At 53.0% G+C, this 17,802-nt stretch carries 12 protein-coding genes; all 12 read left to right on the forward strand.

The genetic code is table 11. The annotated features are described in order from the left end of the window. The first annotated feature begins 53 nt into the window (after positions 1 to 53). The 12 genes from OEV59_06680 to OEV59_06735 all read left to right on the forward strand — a co-directional run bounded on the left by OEV59_06680 (position 54) and on the right by OEV59_06735 (position 17,788). Positions 54 to 7,100, forward strand: a complete 7,047-nt coding sequence (locus tag OEV59_06680; GenBank protein MDH4227421.1) for a hypothetical protein — start codon at positions 54 to 56, stop codon at positions 7,098 to 7,100. A gap of 56 nt (positions 7,101 to 7,156) precedes the next feature. After that, complete coding sequence (locus OEV59_06685) at positions 7,157 to 8,548, forward strand: pilus assembly PilX N-terminal domain-containing protein (GenBank protein ID MDH4227422.1); 1,392 nt, start codon at positions 7,157 to 7,159, stop codon at positions 8,546 to 8,548. A gap of 243 nt (positions 8,549 to 8,791) precedes the next feature. After that, the gene (locus OEV59_06690) at positions 8,792 to 8,989 is read left to right on the forward strand and encodes a helix-turn-helix domain-containing protein (protein ID MDH4227423.1); all 198 of its coding nucleotides are present in this window, start codon (positions 8,792 to 8,794) and stop codon (positions 8,987 to 8,989) included. 18 nt (positions 8,990 to 9,007) lie between these two features. Further along, on the forward strand, positions 9,008 to 10,075 hold the full coding sequence (locus OEV59_06695; GenBank protein MDH4227424.1) for a pilus assembly protein PilM: 1,068 nt from the start codon (positions 9,008 to 9,010) through the stop codon (positions 10,073 to 10,075). Further along, positions 10,072 to 10,623, forward strand: coding sequence for a PilN domain-containing protein (locus OEV59_06700; GenBank protein ID MDH4227425.1), 552 nt, complete (start codon positions 10,072 to 10,074; stop codon positions 10,621 to 10,623). Before OEV59_06695 ends, OEV59_06700 begins: the two co-directional genes overlap by 4 nt. 11 nt (positions 10,624 to 10,634) lie before the next feature. Further along, positions 10,635 to 11,303, forward strand: coding sequence for a type 4a pilus biogenesis protein PilO (locus tag OEV59_06705; GenBank protein MDH4227426.1), 669 nt, complete (start codon positions 10,635 to 10,637; stop codon positions 11,301 to 11,303). Between the two features lie 6 nt (positions 11,304 to 11,309). Further along, a complete protein-coding gene (locus tag OEV59_06710) occupies positions 11,310 to 11,852 on the forward strand; it encodes a pilus assembly protein PilP (GenBank protein ID MDH4227427.1) in 543 nt (180 codons plus the stop codon). Positions 11,853 to 11,901: 49 nt separating this feature from the next. Beyond that, entirely contained in the window at positions 11,902 to 14,583 is a 2,682-nt protein-coding gene (gene pilQ, locus OEV59_06715) for a type IV pilus secretin PilQ (protein MDH4227428.1), read from the forward strand. A gap of 61 nt (positions 14,584 to 14,644) precedes the next feature. Next, positions 14,645 to 15,838, forward strand: a complete 1,194-nt coding sequence (gene aroC / locus OEV59_06720) for a chorismate synthase (protein MDH4227429.1) — start codon at positions 14,645 to 14,647, stop codon at positions 15,836 to 15,838. A gap of 39 nt (positions 15,839 to 15,877) precedes the next feature. Continuing rightward, positions 15,878 to 16,384 carry a shikimate kinase gene (locus OEV59_06725; protein ID MDH4227430.1) on the forward strand — a complete coding sequence of 169 codons (507 nt, stop codon included), beginning with the start codon at positions 15,878 to 15,880 and terminating at the stop codon, positions 16,382 to 16,384. A gap of 25 nt (positions 16,385 to 16,409) precedes the next feature. Beyond that, a complete protein-coding gene (gene aroB / locus OEV59_06730) occupies positions 16,410 to 17,513 on the forward strand; it encodes a 3-dehydroquinate synthase (GenBank protein ID MDH4227431.1) in 1,104 nt (367 codons plus the stop codon). A gap of 68 nt (positions 17,514 to 17,581) precedes the next feature. Beyond that, positions 17,582 to 17,788: a hypothetical protein gene (locus OEV59_06735; GenBank protein ID MDH4227432.1), complete on the forward strand. Its 207-nt coding sequence runs from the start codon at positions 17,582 to 17,584 to the stop codon at positions 17,786 to 17,788. Positions 17,789 to 17,802 lie beyond the last annotated feature (14 nt).

Raw genomic sequence — 17,802 nt, forward strand, 5'->3', positions numbered from 1 at the left:
TGGAGGCGATAGATTACTGCGGCAGAAATAGCGGTCTTAGCGCGGCTACCCCTGTGGTACAGAAGGATTCGTGCGACGTGGTGCCTGCCGATACGCCTGCGGTCTCGGTAGGTACTTCCATACTTACTCATACAGATGCCGGTGGTAATAATAATCCGGCCAAGGATGATGACGGCCTTAATAAAGTCAGTCTTGCCTGGGCCTCGGGCGGAGCCGGCCCCGGCGACTACATAGGCTATAAGGTATTCTATTCGACCACAGGAGCCGGTGCTTGGGTTGACGTAACTGATTCCGTAACAGGCGCTGCCAACAGCGGTGTTGCCGTGATAGGCGCCTCGGGGTATCCGTTCTATGTCACTGCCTCTCCGGCAAGCGTGAATCTCAACTCCGGCGTGTTCCCGGGTGGAGTGCCTGCTGCGGATACGACGATGTACTTCGCTGTTGCGCATGTTGATTATTGTCTGCAGCACGATGCTACAAAGCTCATCGTATCGCCGAAGATGATGAAGGATTCCTGCGATGTTCAGCCGCCTAAAGTTGTCGATGGTTCGCTGGTCTATAATTACAGCGATTCTAATGGTAACGGCACCACGACCCCGAGGGATGATAACGGGGCAGGGAGTGTTAAGATTAATTGGACCAACCCGGCGTTCCCGGCGGACTTTGTAGGCTATAACATCTATATGTCGAAAACGGAGCCTGCCACATGGCCTCTGGCCCCTGGCACGCCTTCAGCGGTGATGAGCATTGCCGGAACGGCTACTACTGCCGATGTGACGACTGCGGGCGCGGCTGGCATGGATCCGATGTTCTTCATGGTAAGGGCAATCGACTACTGCGGCGTTGAGAGCGCGAATTCCACGGTTACAGGAAAACTTATAAAGGACAGCTGCGACGCAGCTCCGATACATACGCCTGCTGTTTCCGGCGGTATCTATACGACGATATTCTCGCATACGGATATCGGCGGCAACGGCCCCGGAGCGGCTGCTCCGAAGTTTACGGTTCCAACTGATGTTTCCAATACAGGCACGGTGGATCTTACGTGGAATTCCGGCGGAGCCGTGCTCGATTATATAGGCTATAAGGTCTTCTATTCGCCTGATAACGCTACCTGGTACGACGTGACCAAGATTGCCACCGGAGCGGCGGATACCGGAGTTCTGCCGGTACCAGGTGCTAACCCGTCGCGTCCGTTCGTTATATCCGGCACGACGACCTCGGTTCTTGTGACCGATATAACGCCTGCGAATGTTGCTGTGCCTGCGACACCTGTTGCCGGCAATACGATGTACTTCGCGGTCGCGCACGTGGACTATTGTCTAAAGGACGGAAGTAAGCTTGTCTCTCCGAAACTGATATATGGTGTGTGCAGCGCTATTCCGGATACGCCTACCGGGCTTGTGTATAATTATTCGGATGGCGTAAATCTGGGCACGCCGTTTGATGATGACAATAACTTGCCGATAGATTCGCTCGACGTGGCTCCTGCCGTAGGCGGCGACCCTGGCTTCGTGTACCTTAAGTGGAATGCGGCCGCAGGCGCTGCCTCGTATAAAGTGTTTGCGTACGACGTTGCTATGGCAAGCTATGTCGACGTCATGACACTTACAACATTCCCGGCAACCGAGGAGGCGAAGATAAATTCCACGACCGCCCCGTCGTTTGGTCTGTTCAAATTCGCGGTCAAGTCCGTGAACTACTGCGGCGTTGAGAGCGCGGCGTACTCGGCACTTACGGCCACCAGCATACAGAAAGACAGCTGCGACCTGATACCGAGTTCGCCAACACCTGTGACCGCGACGCATACGGATCCGAAGGGCAATGTCATCGGCCAGGTAGACGATACCAATAACGGCAGTGGAACGCTTGTGTCCAATGTTGCAGGCAAGGTGTCGCTTAGCTGGCCTGCGATAGGCGACCTCGACGCTATAGGCGTGTATGCGGTCTATTACGCGCAGAGCGCAACGGCTCCGGCGGCATCATGGACCGATTATACAGCCAATGTGACGATAACTGGCGCTACCACTGCGGATGTCAAGACCGATGGCATTACGTCGCTGACCGAGATGTACTTCAAGGTCAAGGCCAAGGATTACTGCGGACGCTGGAGCGATTTAAGTACGACCGCTACAGACAAGATGATTAAGGATACCTGCGACGCGGCCCCGGGCGTGCCCTCAGGCCTTGCCTATACGCATAACGACAGCTATGGCAACGCCGCGCCAAATCCGAAGGACGTCTCCGGAGTTGACGGCAAGGTGCATCTTGCATGGACCAATTCCATGGGCGCGCCGCACGACGTGGTTAGCTACAATGTTTATTCGATAAAATTCGGAGGCGTCAGGACGCTAAGGGGCAACTTTGCGACCACGAGCGCTGTCATAGACCCGGCCTTCATGGTAACCGGCGATAAGTATAGTTTTGTGGTTACGGCAGTCGACTATTGCGGTCTCGAGAGTGGCGATTCCGCTGCTACCGGCTATATCAAGTATGGAAGCTGCTCGTTCTCGGTGGTGCCGCCTAATGTGGATTCGCTTAAATACTCTGTGCTGTCTGTCGATATGAAGGGCAATGTTCCGCCAAGGGACGATAACAATGACGGCGCTGCGCTGCCTGTGACAACGGTAGGTCAGCTGTTCCTGGAGCCGGTATGCGCTCCTGCGGATTGCAAGTCCATAGACAAGTACGAGGTGCTTCTCAGCACCGGAGGAGCATTTACCATGTATGCTGATGCCAACGTATTCTTGAATACTTTCTACGAGGTCAATCTCAATATCAGCGGCGTCTCGTCATATGATCCAATGACCTTTGCGGTAAAGGGCATCAATTACTGCACAGGCGAAAAATCGGCCTCTGCGACTGCGGTTGCGACGTATCTTGTTAAGGATACCTGCGACGCGGTGCCTGGCAACGCGGCGAACCTCGTGTTCAACTATAGCGATAAGAACGGCAACGGCCCGTCCACTCCGAAGGACGATGATAACGCCGGCCAGGCACTTGACATAGCTCCTGTTGCCTCTGACCCTGGTTCTGTGACGCTTAGCTGGTCTGCCGCAGCCCCGGCCGATGTAGTAAGCTATAACGTCTATATTTCGCCAAACAATGCCGCTCCGTGGACGTTGCTTGTGAATACCGGCAGCACCAATACCACCGACGTCGTTGTCGACACATCGACTATTGCATCGCTTGCCCCGACGTACTTCGCTGTTAAGGCGGTCGACTACTGCGGCTATGAGAGCGTGAACTTCGCGGCGCACTCTGGCGGCCTGTATATAAGGAAGAATAGCTGCGACCTCGTGCCTGATAACGCAACTGGTCTACAGTTCCCGCTCGCCTATGTCGACGTCGGTGGCAAGTCCAATCCGCCGCGCGATGTTGCGCCTGGTAATCTCGTATATATCGAATGGACGGCCGTTGCCAACATGGACGTCGAGGCCAACAGCTATAAGGTCTACTATTCGAACAATAATATCGACTGGACGTTGATAGACGGCACCACCACGCCGAGCGTCACGGCCCTTACGTCTACGAGCGCCACAGTTGATGCAGGCGGCGTTGCCGATGGCGTAAAGATGTATTTTGCCGTAAAGGCCGTTGACTACTGCGGCCGCGAAAGCGCGAATTACAACACCATGGCCATCGACAGGTATATAGTGAAGGGCATCTGCTCTATTAATCCGAACGCGCCGACTAATTTGCAGTATACGTACACAGACCAGATAAATCTGTTCTCTGTGCCTAAGGATGACGACAATGACGGTGTAGGCGTGCCGCCTTACGTCATAAGCGGAGCAGGTCATGTGCATCTTGGCTGGACGCCGTCCACATCCGCAGGTGTCGACACCTATACAGTCTGGGCGTGGGATGGATTTGCCTGGAATGATGTCACGGCGCTTGCCGATCCGATTGCGTCTTTGACAACTTCGGCTGTGAGCCTTAATTCCACCACCGCGCCGTACCAGATGCTACGCTTTGCGGTGCGCGCAGTGAACAATTGCGGTCTTGTGAGCGTCAATTCGAACGAGACGACCGACATATTGAAGGACAGTTGCGACGAGCTGCCGCCTACATCGCCGTGGATATGGGCGTCGCATACGGACGCGAGCGGCAATTGGTTTGGAAACCCCATTGACGACACCAACAACGGCAAGACGAAGAATATCGCCGATACCACAGGTAAGGTGTCGCTGAATTGGGGCGCGGTTGGAAGCTACGACTTCCTCGGCACGTATAAGGTGTATCACAGCAATAATGCTTCCGCCCCTGCGGCCTCGTGGACGGATTATACGGCCAATGTCTCGATGACTGGCGCTACGAGCGCTGATGTGGACACCTCCGGCGTTACGTCGCTTGACGAGATGTACTTCAAGGTCGCGGCAGTCGATTACTGCGGCCTCGAGAGCGACCTTGACCTTACACCGGCCACGTCGAAGATGATAAAGGATACCTGCGACGCTAAGCCCGCGGCCCTTACCAACGTCAAATACGACCCGGCGCATCCTGATGCGGGCGGACATTCGGCCCCGCCGAAGGGAGACGATGCAGGGTTTGCCTACATTACATGGAGCGCGGCGCCTGAGAGCGATGTCGTTCAGTACAAGATCTATGCCATAGATGAGGGTGGATTGGTCGCTGATTTGTCGTCCTGGTGGCCGTGGTCAGTTACATTCCCGACGCCTACGAGCGCCAAGATAGACATGGGCGTGTTTGCCGGAGCCCTGCAGAAGTTTAAGTTTGGCGTTACAGCCGTTGACTACTGCGGCCTCGAGAGCTCGAGGGTCAATACCGCCACGTACATTAAGTACCAGGGTTGCACAACGCCTCTGCCGTCGCCTGTTGACGGGGTCAATTATAACCACAGCGACCTGAGATGGAACTGGCCGCCGCGCGACCATAACGGCAACGGACAGGTAAAGCTCCAGATAAGCTGCTGGGCATGGCCGAACTGTAATGTCATGGACACAAATGACGCATATAACGTGTATTACAAGACATCTGTCGGTGGCGCGTGGACGCTGATAAATCCGGCGCTCGTTACGCAGAATACGGTCAACCAGGTCGCGGTGGACGTATCGAGCTTGCCGCAGTACACGACCATGTACTTTAACGTTAAGGCCAAGAACTCTTGCACAGGGGCAGAGTCCGCAAGCTTCGCAGTCGCAGGTGATGCCGTAACTAGTTATATAGTCACCGATACCTGTACTGCTCCGCCTGCTCCGGATGCGCACTGGGGCCCGGATAAGTATGGCAATGACCCCGGAGCCGATGTTGATACATTTGGCAATGTAACGCTTACGTGGACAGCAGAGGGCGACGTTGTCAACGTCAACAACATACAGTATACGATATACGATATGGCCTGGAGCTGGCCGCCGTCCGCAAACATCAGTTATGACCCGCTTGAGCCGCCTGTCAAGACGCAGGAGGTCATAAGCATGAACCCGGCAGGTTATGACCGCATATCCGGTGGAGTTACAACGGTCGATTACTGCGGATACTCGACTGCGAGCTGGACGCCGTGGCTTACAAAGGGTGCGTGCAGCGCTCCGAAGAACGTTGACCCGGCCGCGGGCCTCGCGCTCCTTACACCAGGCACCTCAGGTCCGGATACGTTCATACAGGACTACGTGATGTACTACGATCTTATCAACAATTATGGAGGTAACATATCCATAATTGTCAAGAGAGAGTGGATAGGCGATATAGGCAACTGGCAGGATTACTCTGATATATACTACGACCCGGCATGGCTCGGTTGGTGCTCGGACTGGTATTATAACTGTAGCTACGACATGGGAGGTAAGGTGTTCGTTGATTGGAGCGGCTGGTGGGGCGGCGAGTATCCGACGTATCTAGCGGCCAGCGGCGACATGTATAACTATAAGGTCGTCATAACCAATGTCTGTAACGCGGCGGAGAACACCGAGTTCCCGCTCTATACGCAGAGCTTCTGCGGTGGGCCGTTGCCGACTGTCATGAGTCTTGATTATAACCATCAGGACGCCATGTGGAATTGGCCGCCCAAAGACGATGATGGCGCAGGCAAGGTAAAACTGTGGTGGCCGATGCCCGGTAGCCTCGGAGCGACGGCGAACTATAATGTCTACATGTCAGAGGATGGCGGCGTGACTTGGGGCGTAACCCCTGTGGCAACTGCGTGCAGGTCCTGCAATAGCGCCACCGTGAACGTGGGTTCTGTTGTACCGTTTAAGAAACTGGCCTTCAAGATAAGGGCAGTCGACGCCTGCGGCGCAGAGGGCCTGGATTCGCCGGTAACGTCGGTGATAATGAAGGATTCGTGCGACTCTAGCCCGAGCGCTCCGAGTCCAGTCTGGAATTATACAGACATGTACGGCAGTAACCCGCCAAACTTCGTTGATGGTGCCGGCAAGGCGACCCTTAGCTGGATTATTGACGGCGACGTTACGCAGAGCATGGTGGGTTACGATGTTCAGACTGCCGGATGGGCGTGGGTAGGCGGCTGGGGTGGCTGGATTGCCGAACCGACAAATACGCTTGTGGTAGACATGAACCCGTACCCTGTAAATACGTTCCTTAACGCAAACGTGCAGACCCAGGATTACTGTGGCATGTGGAGCAACTGGCAGAACACGCCTTACAGGATAGAGAAGCCGGCATCGTGCCCGGCCACAAAGGCCATAGCAATGCCTACAGGCGTGTCCAAGACCACTACCACCTATTGGGATGCTTGGTGGAGCATAAATATAACCTATATGACAAGTATAGGCTTTAATTACGACCTCGATTTGAACTATGACCCGAACAATATGTCTATCGAGGTTATGTATGAGCCGACTTGGTGCATAGGTTGCTGGAATACCGACGGTTATATAACGTATAATTCCGGCACAGGAACGTGCGCGGCAACGTATTCGAATGGAAGCGGGCTTGTGGCGTGCAATTATAACCCTGTAAGCAAGGCCCTGAGCCTCACAAACCTGTTTACGCCGGGCATTAACGGGCCGTGGGAGATGCCGTACTGGACATGGAGAAGCTGGGGCGATACGAGGAACTATAAGATAGTAGTACGCGACCTGTGCTCGGGCTCGACCAACGAGGTCATGCTCTATCCGTAAGATCTGTGCCGGTTTGAAAAAGCAGCGTATTTTGGGGTATAATTAAAAGTGGGAATATGGAAAACCTTAAAGGCATAATAGGAAGGTTCAGGGGCGGCAAGGACGAAAAGGGCTTTGCCCTTGTGCTGACGCTTATCATAATGGCCGCGATGACCGCTATCGGCATGATGGCCGTCACCACCTCCACGACCGATTTGATGATAGCCAGGAACGAGAAGGAAGGCAGGACGGCGTTTTATCTTGCTGAGGTCGGGGTCTACGAGGCCATAGCGAGGCTTTCCCTTCCAAAGACCAATGCGCGCTACGTCGGCGAGAGTACCACTGAGAGGGCAGACCGTGTTGGCGGCACAAAGTTCACCCCGAGCACCACGTATCCGGGAAGCGCGCTTAGCAAGCCGGCAAAAGGTTCTTTCACATCGGCTGGCATAAGCGGCGGTGCTGTGCCTTCGGTCGGAGGCGTTATTCCTTCAGGCACCTACGAGGTTCTTGTCAGGTACACCATCGAGCACGAGGACACGTGGCGTAAGGGCGATAATCTCGATGACGAAACCGTGGTTTTCTGCCGCGACTTCGGCTTTTCCGGCGCTACCACCAACTGCACGACTGCTTTTCCGGTATATACCATAATATCAAAGGGCAGGACCGGAGGCGGCACCGAGGCCGTTATATCGGCGCACGTGGTTGAGTCCTTCATTAACATGATGCCCCCTGGCGATACCATTCTTTTTACAGAGGGTGAGATAGGCGTACAGAGCGCGACAAAGATTACCGGAAAGGTCGGCACTCAGCTTGGTTACGAACAGGGGTACGCGGCCTATGTCAGTGGATGTCCGTGCACGGACCCAAACACATGTCCGGCCACCCAGTGCACCAACGTGTCATCTGGTTTTCCTAACTGGGGCTATAAAAAGGGCGATATGAATGAATATCTCGGCATGGATCTCGATACCATCAAGAACTATGCCGATGTCTATAATATGCAGACAGGAAATAACACGACCACTTATAACCCCACCGGTATCTGGGGCAGTCTTTGCAGTTCATCCACCACGTCCGACCCCAATCCGCATATTTGCGACAACGATGCCAACAAAGGTAAGATTGTTTACATAGATAACGGTGCAGCCGGTGTCGGAGCAGCCGGTCTTCAGGCAGGCAGTTATGGAAGAGGGCTCTTGATAGTAAAGGGGGATTTGCAGATAGCCGGACAGTTTACCTGGGAAGGCATGATATACGTAATGGGCAACTTGAGTGTTTCGGGTACGGCGACCGTGTTCGGTACGCTTATGATAGAGGGCAACAACACTGCCGATAATATTTCCAAGTCAATGGTCAAGGCAGATGTACAGGTGACCGGAAGCCTAAACGTATACGGAAGCCGAGATGTTGCCGCGAGTGTCGGCATAGGGCTTGGAATGCCGAGAACGCTTCGTTGGACCAGGTTATAGGCCGTAGGCAGCGATAGCCCCATATTTTTTGTATGCGAGAAAAGGCCCGTAAAATCGGGCCTTTTTTATGCCTTGGTATATATAATTTAGCATAATTATAGTTATTTTTAAAAAAAACTTGACAAATTAGATTGTTATGTTATAACTTAAGACAATATGGCATCGGAGGCGCCGGATGTGTCATTGTGATGCAGGGTGCTGCGTGGATCTTAAACTTTTAGCGGGATAAAAGTGCAGCTTACTATGAAGGCGAATAATTTGAAGAAGATAAGGGAAGGGATGCTTCTTAGCAAGTCGGAGCTCGCGAGGAAGGCAGGAGTATCGCCGCTTACCATCGACAGAATAGAAAAAGGATATACCTGCCGCGTGGACACGAAGAGAAAGATAATACAGGCGCTTGGACTCAAACTTTCGGAAAAGGGCCGTGTTTTTACGGACTGACGAGGACAGGGACTGAATATGCTGGGTCTTCCGTTTTTTAAAAAGAAGGATGTTGTCGCGCTCGACATAGGATCGAGCTCGATAAAGCTTGCCGAACTTAAGCAGGCCAAGAAGGGCTGGGAGCTTTTGAAGCTCGGTATAACTTATCTTCCGCCCGAGGCCATAGTCGACGGCTCCATAATAGACTCAATGACCGTTAAGGACGCAATCACAGAGCTTCTTAAGTCCCAGGGGATTGCCGCGACCGAGGCCGTCAGCGCGCTCACGGGACATTCGGTCATCATAAAGAGGGTAAGCATGCCTGCCATGACCGAGGCCGATTTATCCGAGCAGATACAGTGGGAAGCCGAGCAGTACATACCCTTCCCGATGAGCGACGTTAATATAGATTTCCAGATACTTGGCGAAGATACCGAGGGAAGCGGCCAGATGGACGTCATGCTCGTGGCAGTGAAGAAGGACGTTATTAACGATTACGTCAACGTCATAAGAGAGGCCGGACTTAACCCGGTCATCATGGACGTGGACTCTTTTGCCATAGAGAACATGATGGAGATAGGGTACTCGTTTGCCCCTAATGAGAACGTTGCGATAGTCAATATAGGCGCGAGTATCACCACCATAAGCGTCATATCCGGCGGCAAGACCATATTCACGAGGTCGAACCCCACAGGTGGCAATCAGTTTACCGAGGAAATACAAAGGAATATGAACGTGAACTTCAAAGAGGCCGAGGACATAAAGACCGGCAAGGCTGAGGGCAGCGTTCCGAGGGCGGAGCTTCCCGGAGTTATGGAGAGGGTTTCCGGCGGTATGGCCATGGATATCAGAAGGTCCCTTGACTTTTTCCTTGCCGGCAATCCCGGCATGGTAATCAACAAGATACTTCTTTGCGGCGGCGGTGCGATGACCATCGGACTTAAGGAAGTCATTCAGGAGAAGGCCGCACTGCCGGTCGAGACCATAAACCCGTTTAGCGGGATTAATGCCAATCCCAAGAAGTTCAATGCCGAAGAGCTTGAGCAGATGGCGCCGTATTTCGGCGTTGCCATAGGGCTTGCCACGAGGAGGCTTGGCGACAGATGATAAGGATTAACCTTCTTCCCGTAAGGGCGGCTAAAAAGAAGGAATCTCTCATGCTGCACGGTATGGCTGCCGGGGCGGCGCTTATCCTTGTGATTATTCTAAGTATGGGCGTTTACGTGTTTTTCAGGTCAAAGGTCTCGGTTCTTAACGGTGATATAGAGAAGGGCAATGCCGAGCTGGTTGCGTTAGAGGCCAAGACAGGAGAACTTCAGAATATAATTGCGGAAAAGAACAAAGTACAGGGTAAGCTTGATGTGGTAGACAGGCTTTCCAAGGCCAGATCAGGCCCGATAGATATGTATAAGCTTTTCAGCAAGACTGTGCCGGATTACGCTTGGGTCATCAACGTAACAGACAAGGGTAGTTCTGTGCGGATAGAGGGTATGGCGATATCGGAGATAGTTGTTTCCGAGTTCATGAGGAATCTTGAGAACACCGGCGTTTTCGCGAAGGTGGAGCTTTTCGAGGCCGCCAGCAAGGGCGGTGTGATACATAAAGGCTCGCAGCAGGCGTTTTTCAATTATGTGATTGATCTTTACAGGAAATAGGCGGAGAGGTCATGGGGTTAGAGGATAAAATCAAGCAGCTAATGAAGTTTGATAGTGTAATCAGAATGCCGCTTAAGACCAAGCTCGGCATGCTTGGCGGCGCGTGTGCTGTTGTTGCCGGCCTTATAGGGTATTTGCTTGTTTATCCCACCATTGTTAAGAAGAAGGAACTTGAGGTCAATCTCGTGGAATTGACCGCCAAAGTGGAGGAGCAAAGAAAGATAGCGGCCGATATCCCGAAGTTTAAAAAAGAAAAAGAAGAACTCGATATGAAGCTACAGCTTGCGCTCAAGCAGCTTCCCAACGGTAAGGAAATACCGCAGCTTCTCGAGAAGATTGGCGATGCGGCGGTAAAGTCCGGGCTTTCCATAAAGCTTTTCAGGCCGCAGCCGGAGAAGAGCACGCCGGAAGGTTTTTATTCCGAGGTTCCGGTCAGCATGCAGGTAGAGGGGTCTTTCGAGGCCATGTATGCGTTTTGCGCCAAGATAGCGAAGTTTGACAGGATAGTCAATGTCGTAGGACTTACGATAAAGGGCGACAACAGTCCCAAGGCCGACATACCGATGCTTAAATCGGATTTTACGGCGCTGACATATAGGTTTGTTCCGGAGAGCGAAAGGCCGCCGGAGACGCCGGCAGCCGGAGCAAAAGGCGCGCCTGCTGCTCCAGCAAAGAAATAGGATGCCATGGATAAGACTTTAAAAAACATAGCGATGGTTGCGGTGCTGGCAGCGCTTCCCTTTGTAGTTTCCGGATGTCCGAAAAACGAGACGGACGACGATACTACGAGTTTAAAGAAGGCGGAGGTTAAGCCGGTAGAGGAAAAGAAGATAGAGATTGTGGTAGAGGAAGACAATACGCCTCCCGAGGCTTACGTCCTGAAGATACGCAATCCGTTCAGGAGCCCCTATGCCGGGAAAAAAAGTCTGGATAAGGAAGAGCGCGACAAGGTGCCGCTTGAGAACTACGAACTTTCGACATTAAAGATAATCGCTATAGTGATAGGTACCGGCGGCAGGGAATCTATTGCCATGGTCAGGGCCGAGGATAACAAGACCTACACTGTTAGGAAAAAGGACAGGATAGGTGTTAGAGATGGCTATATCGTTAAGATACACGATAATGGCATAGTTGTCTCCGAGGAAGACCCTGTGACCGGCGAGCGTGTAGACGTAGAGCTGCTTGCGGCGGAGAGTGAGAAGGGAAAGGGCAGTGAACTTAAAAAGTAGGCGGGGCTGCAGTGTTACCCTGTTCACCTTTGTTTGACGGGAGGTATGTATGATTATAGATAGGATATTCCAAAAGATGTCGATGCCTGTTGTGGCGCTTGCGGCGCTGGCCGTTATTTGCGGATGCGCCCCCAAGCAGACGGTCAAGCCCGATGAAGGCGCGGCAGTACCGGCGGCCCAAGAGGCAGGAACAACGGAGGCCGACATAAATGAGTCTGCGCTGTCGACAGGCACAAAGATAGTTGCCGTGGATGTCGTTGGCGAGGATGGGGCAACCGTCCTTATAGAGGGCGATGGCGACCTCCCTTATACCGTTATATGGCTGCCCGATCCCCCGAGAGCTGTTGTGGATATTCCGGGCGTTAGCCTCGATGATATTTCTCCGTCTATGGAGATAAACAATCAATATATCAGCAGCATAAGCGCATCGTCGTATCCGTCCGGAACAGAGACCATAGCAAGGATAGAGATAGGGCTAAAGCCTAACATGAAGCACGAGGTCGAGGACGGCGAAAAAAGTGTTATGGTGACAGTCGTGCCTTCAGCCGAGGAAGATGTTGTGCCTGTATCTACAACGGGGTCTGTGTTGAAGTCGGAACCGGAACCGGAACCTGATCTTCCCAGGGTCGAGAAGATAACGAAGGTCGAATCGTATGCCGAGGGCGGGGTAACGTTTGTCAGCGTGACCGGCAACGGCACCTTTGCCGGCACGTACAAGGCGTTCACGTTAGACGGCCCGCCAAGGCTTGTTGTCGATGTTTTGTCGGTCGGTTCCGATGTCAAGAAGAAGGAACTTGCCGTAAAGGGCGGTTATGTAAAGAACGTTAGGATAGGCGCTCATGCGGACAAGGTAAGGTTCGTGTTTGATGCTGTCGGAAAGACTATGCCGGCATATAATATTTCCGAGCAGGGCGCGGCGTTGGTGTTTGGTTTCGGCGATGCCGCGGCCATAGCGGCTCTTTCCGAGAGAAAGTCACCTGTAAAAACGACCGGGCCGGAACCGAAGTTGGAGCCGTTGGCGAAGCCTGAGCCGGAGTTGGAGACGGTAGCAGAGCCTAAGTCTGCGCCGAAGAAGCCAAAAGGCGAGGTGCCAAGCGCAGTTATAGCGGCTGAGACTACCGTTTTAGAGGATTATGATGAGGGAAAGTTTAACGTTAGAAGGGTTGATGTAAAGAAGCTTAAGAAAAGGATAATGGTCAATATCGAAGGCACATCCAAACCGGAATATAAAGTCAGGGATTCCAAAGACGGGTTGTCCCTGTATATTGATTTCAAGAAGGCATATATACCCGAGGATCTCAGGGTGACGATGGACGCTAGTGAACTCGGCACGAAACTGATGTCTGTTAGCGCCTATCAGCACTCTACCGCGCCGTCTAATATCGTCAGGGTATATATCAAGTTCAAAGAGCCTGTGCAGTACAGCATCAAGGAGACAAGCAGGAATCTCGTCCTTGATTTCCCGCTTACCGTCGAGGATGTTGTTAAAGAAGAAGAGGAAATAGAGGCCAAGAAGAAATATAGCGGATCCAAGGTGCATTTGAACCTCTCCGGGGCCGAGATAAGGGATGTGCTGAGGCTTATTGCCGAGGTGAGCCAGATGAACATAATAGCGGCCGACGAGGTAAGCGGCACAATAACCATGCGTCTCGAGAACGTGCCGTGGGACCAGGCCTTCGACCTTATCCTCGCCAGTAAGGGGCTTGAGAAAATACAGGACGGCAACATCATCAGGGTTGTTACCGTTGAAAGGGCCAGAAAGGAAGTAGAGGCTACGCAGCAGGCAAAAGCCTCGCAAGAGAAAATAGAGGATCTTTTGACCGAGTATATACGCATAAGCTACGACAAGGCGTCCGATCTTTCCGGGCAGGTAAAGGAGCTTCTTAGCCCGCGCGGCACTACAACTGTGCATGAAGGTACCAATACGCTCGTTGTGAGGGATATAGCGTCTGCCATAGCCAATGTTAAGGATTATATAAAGAGAGTCGATATTCCTACACCTCAGGTTCTTATAGAGGCCAGGATAATTTACGCCGAGCGTTCGTTTACACAGGAAATAGGCGTTAAGTGGAATGTGACACAGCAGACGCCTAACCCGAACGCTATTCCGACACCGAGGATAACTACTACCGAGAGCGTTTCTGTCGACGCGACAAGCGGTGTTGGAACTACCGGACAGTTTGCATTTGCTCTTGGCAAACTTATAGGGGCAAACCCCCTTGACTTGGATATTACGCTCCTGGCTGCCGAGAGAAACGGCACAGTGAAGACGATATCAAAGCCGAGCGTTATTACGCTCGACAATAAAGAGGCCAAGATAGAGCAGGGCGAATCCATTCCGTTTGCCACAACATCGGCAGGCGGCACGGAGACCTCGTTTATCGACGCAAATTTGAGCCTTACCGTCACGCCGCATATAACGCCCGATGGCGGCATCTCGATGCAGATAAAAGCCAGCAGCAACTCCATAGGTTCCTACAGAGGCGGCGGCGGCGAACCAAGTATAAACAAGAAAGAGGCCTCCACCGAGGTGCTTGTCAGGGACGGAGAGACAACCGTTATAGGCGGAATTGTCGTGACCGATTCCAATAGCAACAGTAGCGGGGTGCCGTTTTTCATGCACATCCCGGTTATAGGGTGGTTATTTAAGAACAGGCTTGTTACCGAGTCGCAAAAGGAGTTGCTGATATTCATAACGCCGACCATAGTGACTAACTCGCAGATAAACTAAGTGCGCGCTTAAAACCTAAAATGCACCCTGCGGGGTGCATTTTTTTTGGAGCAAACGAAAAATGCTTAGATACCTTACATCAGGTGAATCGCACGGCAAGTGCCTCGTTGCCACTATAGAGGGCATGCCGTCCGGGCTTTCTCTTTCGGCCTCGGACGTAAATGCCGATCTCGCAAGGCGCCAGGGCGGTTACGGCAGGGGCGGCAGACAGAAGATAGAGAAGGACACCGTAGAGTACATCTCAGGCGTTCGGCACGGCTCTACACTTGGCTCTCCGCTTGCCATGCTAATCGAGAATAGGGACTGGGCCAATTGGTCGGAGAAAATGGCTTCGGGGCCCGTCAAGGGCGCGGTAGAGGCCGTTACCAAGCCAAGGCCCGGGCACGCTGACCTTGCAGGAGCGATGAAGTATTTTTTCACGGACGTAAGGAACGTGCTCGAACGCTCGAGCGCAAGGGAGACGGCCGCAAGGGTTGCAGTCGGGGCTGTTGCGAAGAAACTTTTAAAAGAGTTCGGCATCGAAGTCTATAGCTATGTCACGTCCATAGGCGGCGTTGAGTGCTCATGGAAAAAGCTTTCTTCGCGCCCGGATGCGCTGCACGAGGCTGCCGAAGGCTCCGAGGTAAGGTGCCCGGACGCTGCGGCTTCGAAGAAGATGATTGGCCGCATAGACGAGGTTAGAAAGGCAGGCGACAGCCTTGGCGGTACGTTCGAGGTTGTTATAACCGGAGCTCCCCCTGGGCTTGGAAGCCACGTGCACTGGGACAGAAAGCTCGATGCAATGCTTGCCATGGCGCTCATGAGCATACAGGCCATAAAGGGCGTGCAGGTGGGCATGGGGTTTAAGGCGGCGCTTACTCCGGGCTCCAGAGTGCATGATGAGATAATGTACCGTAAGGCGCAAAAGAAGCGCGGTTGGTGGCCTGCCGGGAAGGCGTTTTTCAGGCCAACGAACAACGCCGGCGGCATAGAGGGCGGCATGAGTAACGGCGAGGACATACGCGTGAGTGCCGCGATGAAGCCCATTCCGACGCTTTATAAGCCGCTTCGTTCGGTTGACATGATAACGAAGAAGCCTTACGAGGCAAGTATAGAGAGAAGCGACATCTGCGCCGTGCCTGCGGCAAGTGTGGTTGCCGAGGCGGTCTCTGCCTTCACAATAGCCGCAGCCTTTGTCGAAAAGTTCGGGGGCGACTCTGTTAAGGAGCTTTCGCGTAATTACGAGGGCTATCTTAAGCAGCTCTCCGGCTTTTAGACTGCTCTCTGCTGCTGCGCGCTTTGCGCCTTTGAACTTATGAACCTTATACTTACTGGCTTCATGGGTACCGGAAAATCGACCGTGGCAAGGCGTCTTGCCGCGGTCCTTTCCATGAGGCACGTTGATACCGACGATATGGTCGAGGCTTCCGCAGGCAGGAAGATAAAGGATATCTTTGCCTCTGAGGGCGAGGCGGCCTTCAGGGCGCTTGAAAGGGAAGCGCTAAAAGATGCGCTCTTGGGCGACGGAGCCGTTGTCTCTACAGGCGGCGGCGCGCTCGTTACCGCCGAGTCAAGGGCGATTGCAAAAACGCGCGGCACGGTAGTTTGTCTTACGGCAACTGTCGAGACCATACTAAAGCGCGTTGGCAGAAACGACGAAAGGCCGCTTTTGAAGGGCTCGCCAGATGATGTGAGGGCAAGGATAACGGAGCTTTTGGATGCAAGGGAAGAAGCTTACCTGGACGCCCATATCGTTGTAGATACCACAAGCAAGAGCGTTGATGAGGTTATAAGCGAAATAAGGCGCTATATCGGCAGGTAGCGCATTTTTTATTTGTGAGAGGAACATGGAAAAGATAAAGGTAAAATTGGACAAAAGAGAAGACCGTTCGTACTCGATACTCATAGGTAGCGGCCTTCTCGATACGCTTGGACAGGGCATGGAGGAACTCGGGTTCGCGGGCTCGTGCGCGCTTGTGACAAATAAGAAGGTCGGCGCGCTTTATGCCGGGCGGGCCATCAAGTCCTTGAAGGCCGCAGGCTTCAAGGTTGTAACCGTCGAGCTTCCGGACGGAGAGCAGTATAAATCGCTTTCTTCTGTCTCCAGGATATACGACTGTCTCATTAAGAACAGGATGGAGCGGACCTCTGCTGTCATTGCCCTTGGCGGCGGCATTATCGGCGACATGGCAGGGTTTGCCGCTGCTTCTTATCTTCGCGGTGTGCCATACGTTCAGGTGCCAACCACTCTTCTATCCCAGGTCGACAGCTCGGTTGGCGGAAAAACAGGCGTTAACCACAGGCTCGGTAAAAACCTCATCGGCGCGTTCTATCAGCCAAGTGCCGTGTTCATAGATACCGCGACACTTTCAACCCTTGATAAGCGCGAGTTCAAGGCAGGGCTTGCCGAGGTCGTTAAGTACGGCGTCATACGCGATAAAAGCTTTTTTTCGTTTCTCGATGATAACGCCGCAACACTCGGGGCTTCGAATGCCGCTTCCTCGCCCGCTCTTATCGACGCCATAGCAAGGTCATGCGCTGTAAAGGCCGAGATAGTCGGCTTGGATGAAAGAGAGAGCGGAATAAGGAGCATACTAAACTTCGGCCACACATTTGGCCATGCCATAGAGGCTGCCACTGGATATAAGAAGTATAAGCACGGCGAGGCAGTTGCAATAGGCATGGTCATGGCAGCTGAGTTCTCAAGGGTTTTAGGGCTTACGACAACAGGTACTGTTGAGCGTATAGTAGGGTTATCCAAGGCCCTTGGGTTGCCTACCTCCCGTAAGGGCGTGTCAGCCACGGGGCTACTTAAGTACATGCGCCTGGATAAGAAGGTCAAGGCCGGGGCCATACGTTTTGTGCTGGTAAAGGCCCTTGGAAAGGTGGTTTTACAGGAGGCCGGGGAAGCTGAAATAAGGGGGTTTTTAGCCAATTTTAGGGGTTTTTAGCCTTAAAATGCAGTTTTTCCTTGACTTGGGCCCTTTTCTCGAATACCTTGATGTATGAGGGGGCTTTTGTGGTAAAACAGGCCGTAGAGGCAAAGGACGATATATTCTTTACCCGCACTATGGCCGATGTGCTTGAGAAGCAGGGCAGGCATGAGGACGCCCTTGCGATTTATAAGATACTTTTGGACTCTAACCCTGCGGACGAGTCTCTTAAGGCCAAGATAGACGGTTTGAACACACTGGCGCGCGGCAGGGCAAAAGGCCAGGGCTCTTAAACGGTTAGGCGGTG

The sequence above is a fragment of the Deltaproteobacteria bacterium genome, from assembly GCA_029858205.1.
Lineage (GTDB): Bacteria > Desulfobacterota > GWC2-55-46 > GWC2-55-46 > DRQE01 > JAOUFM01.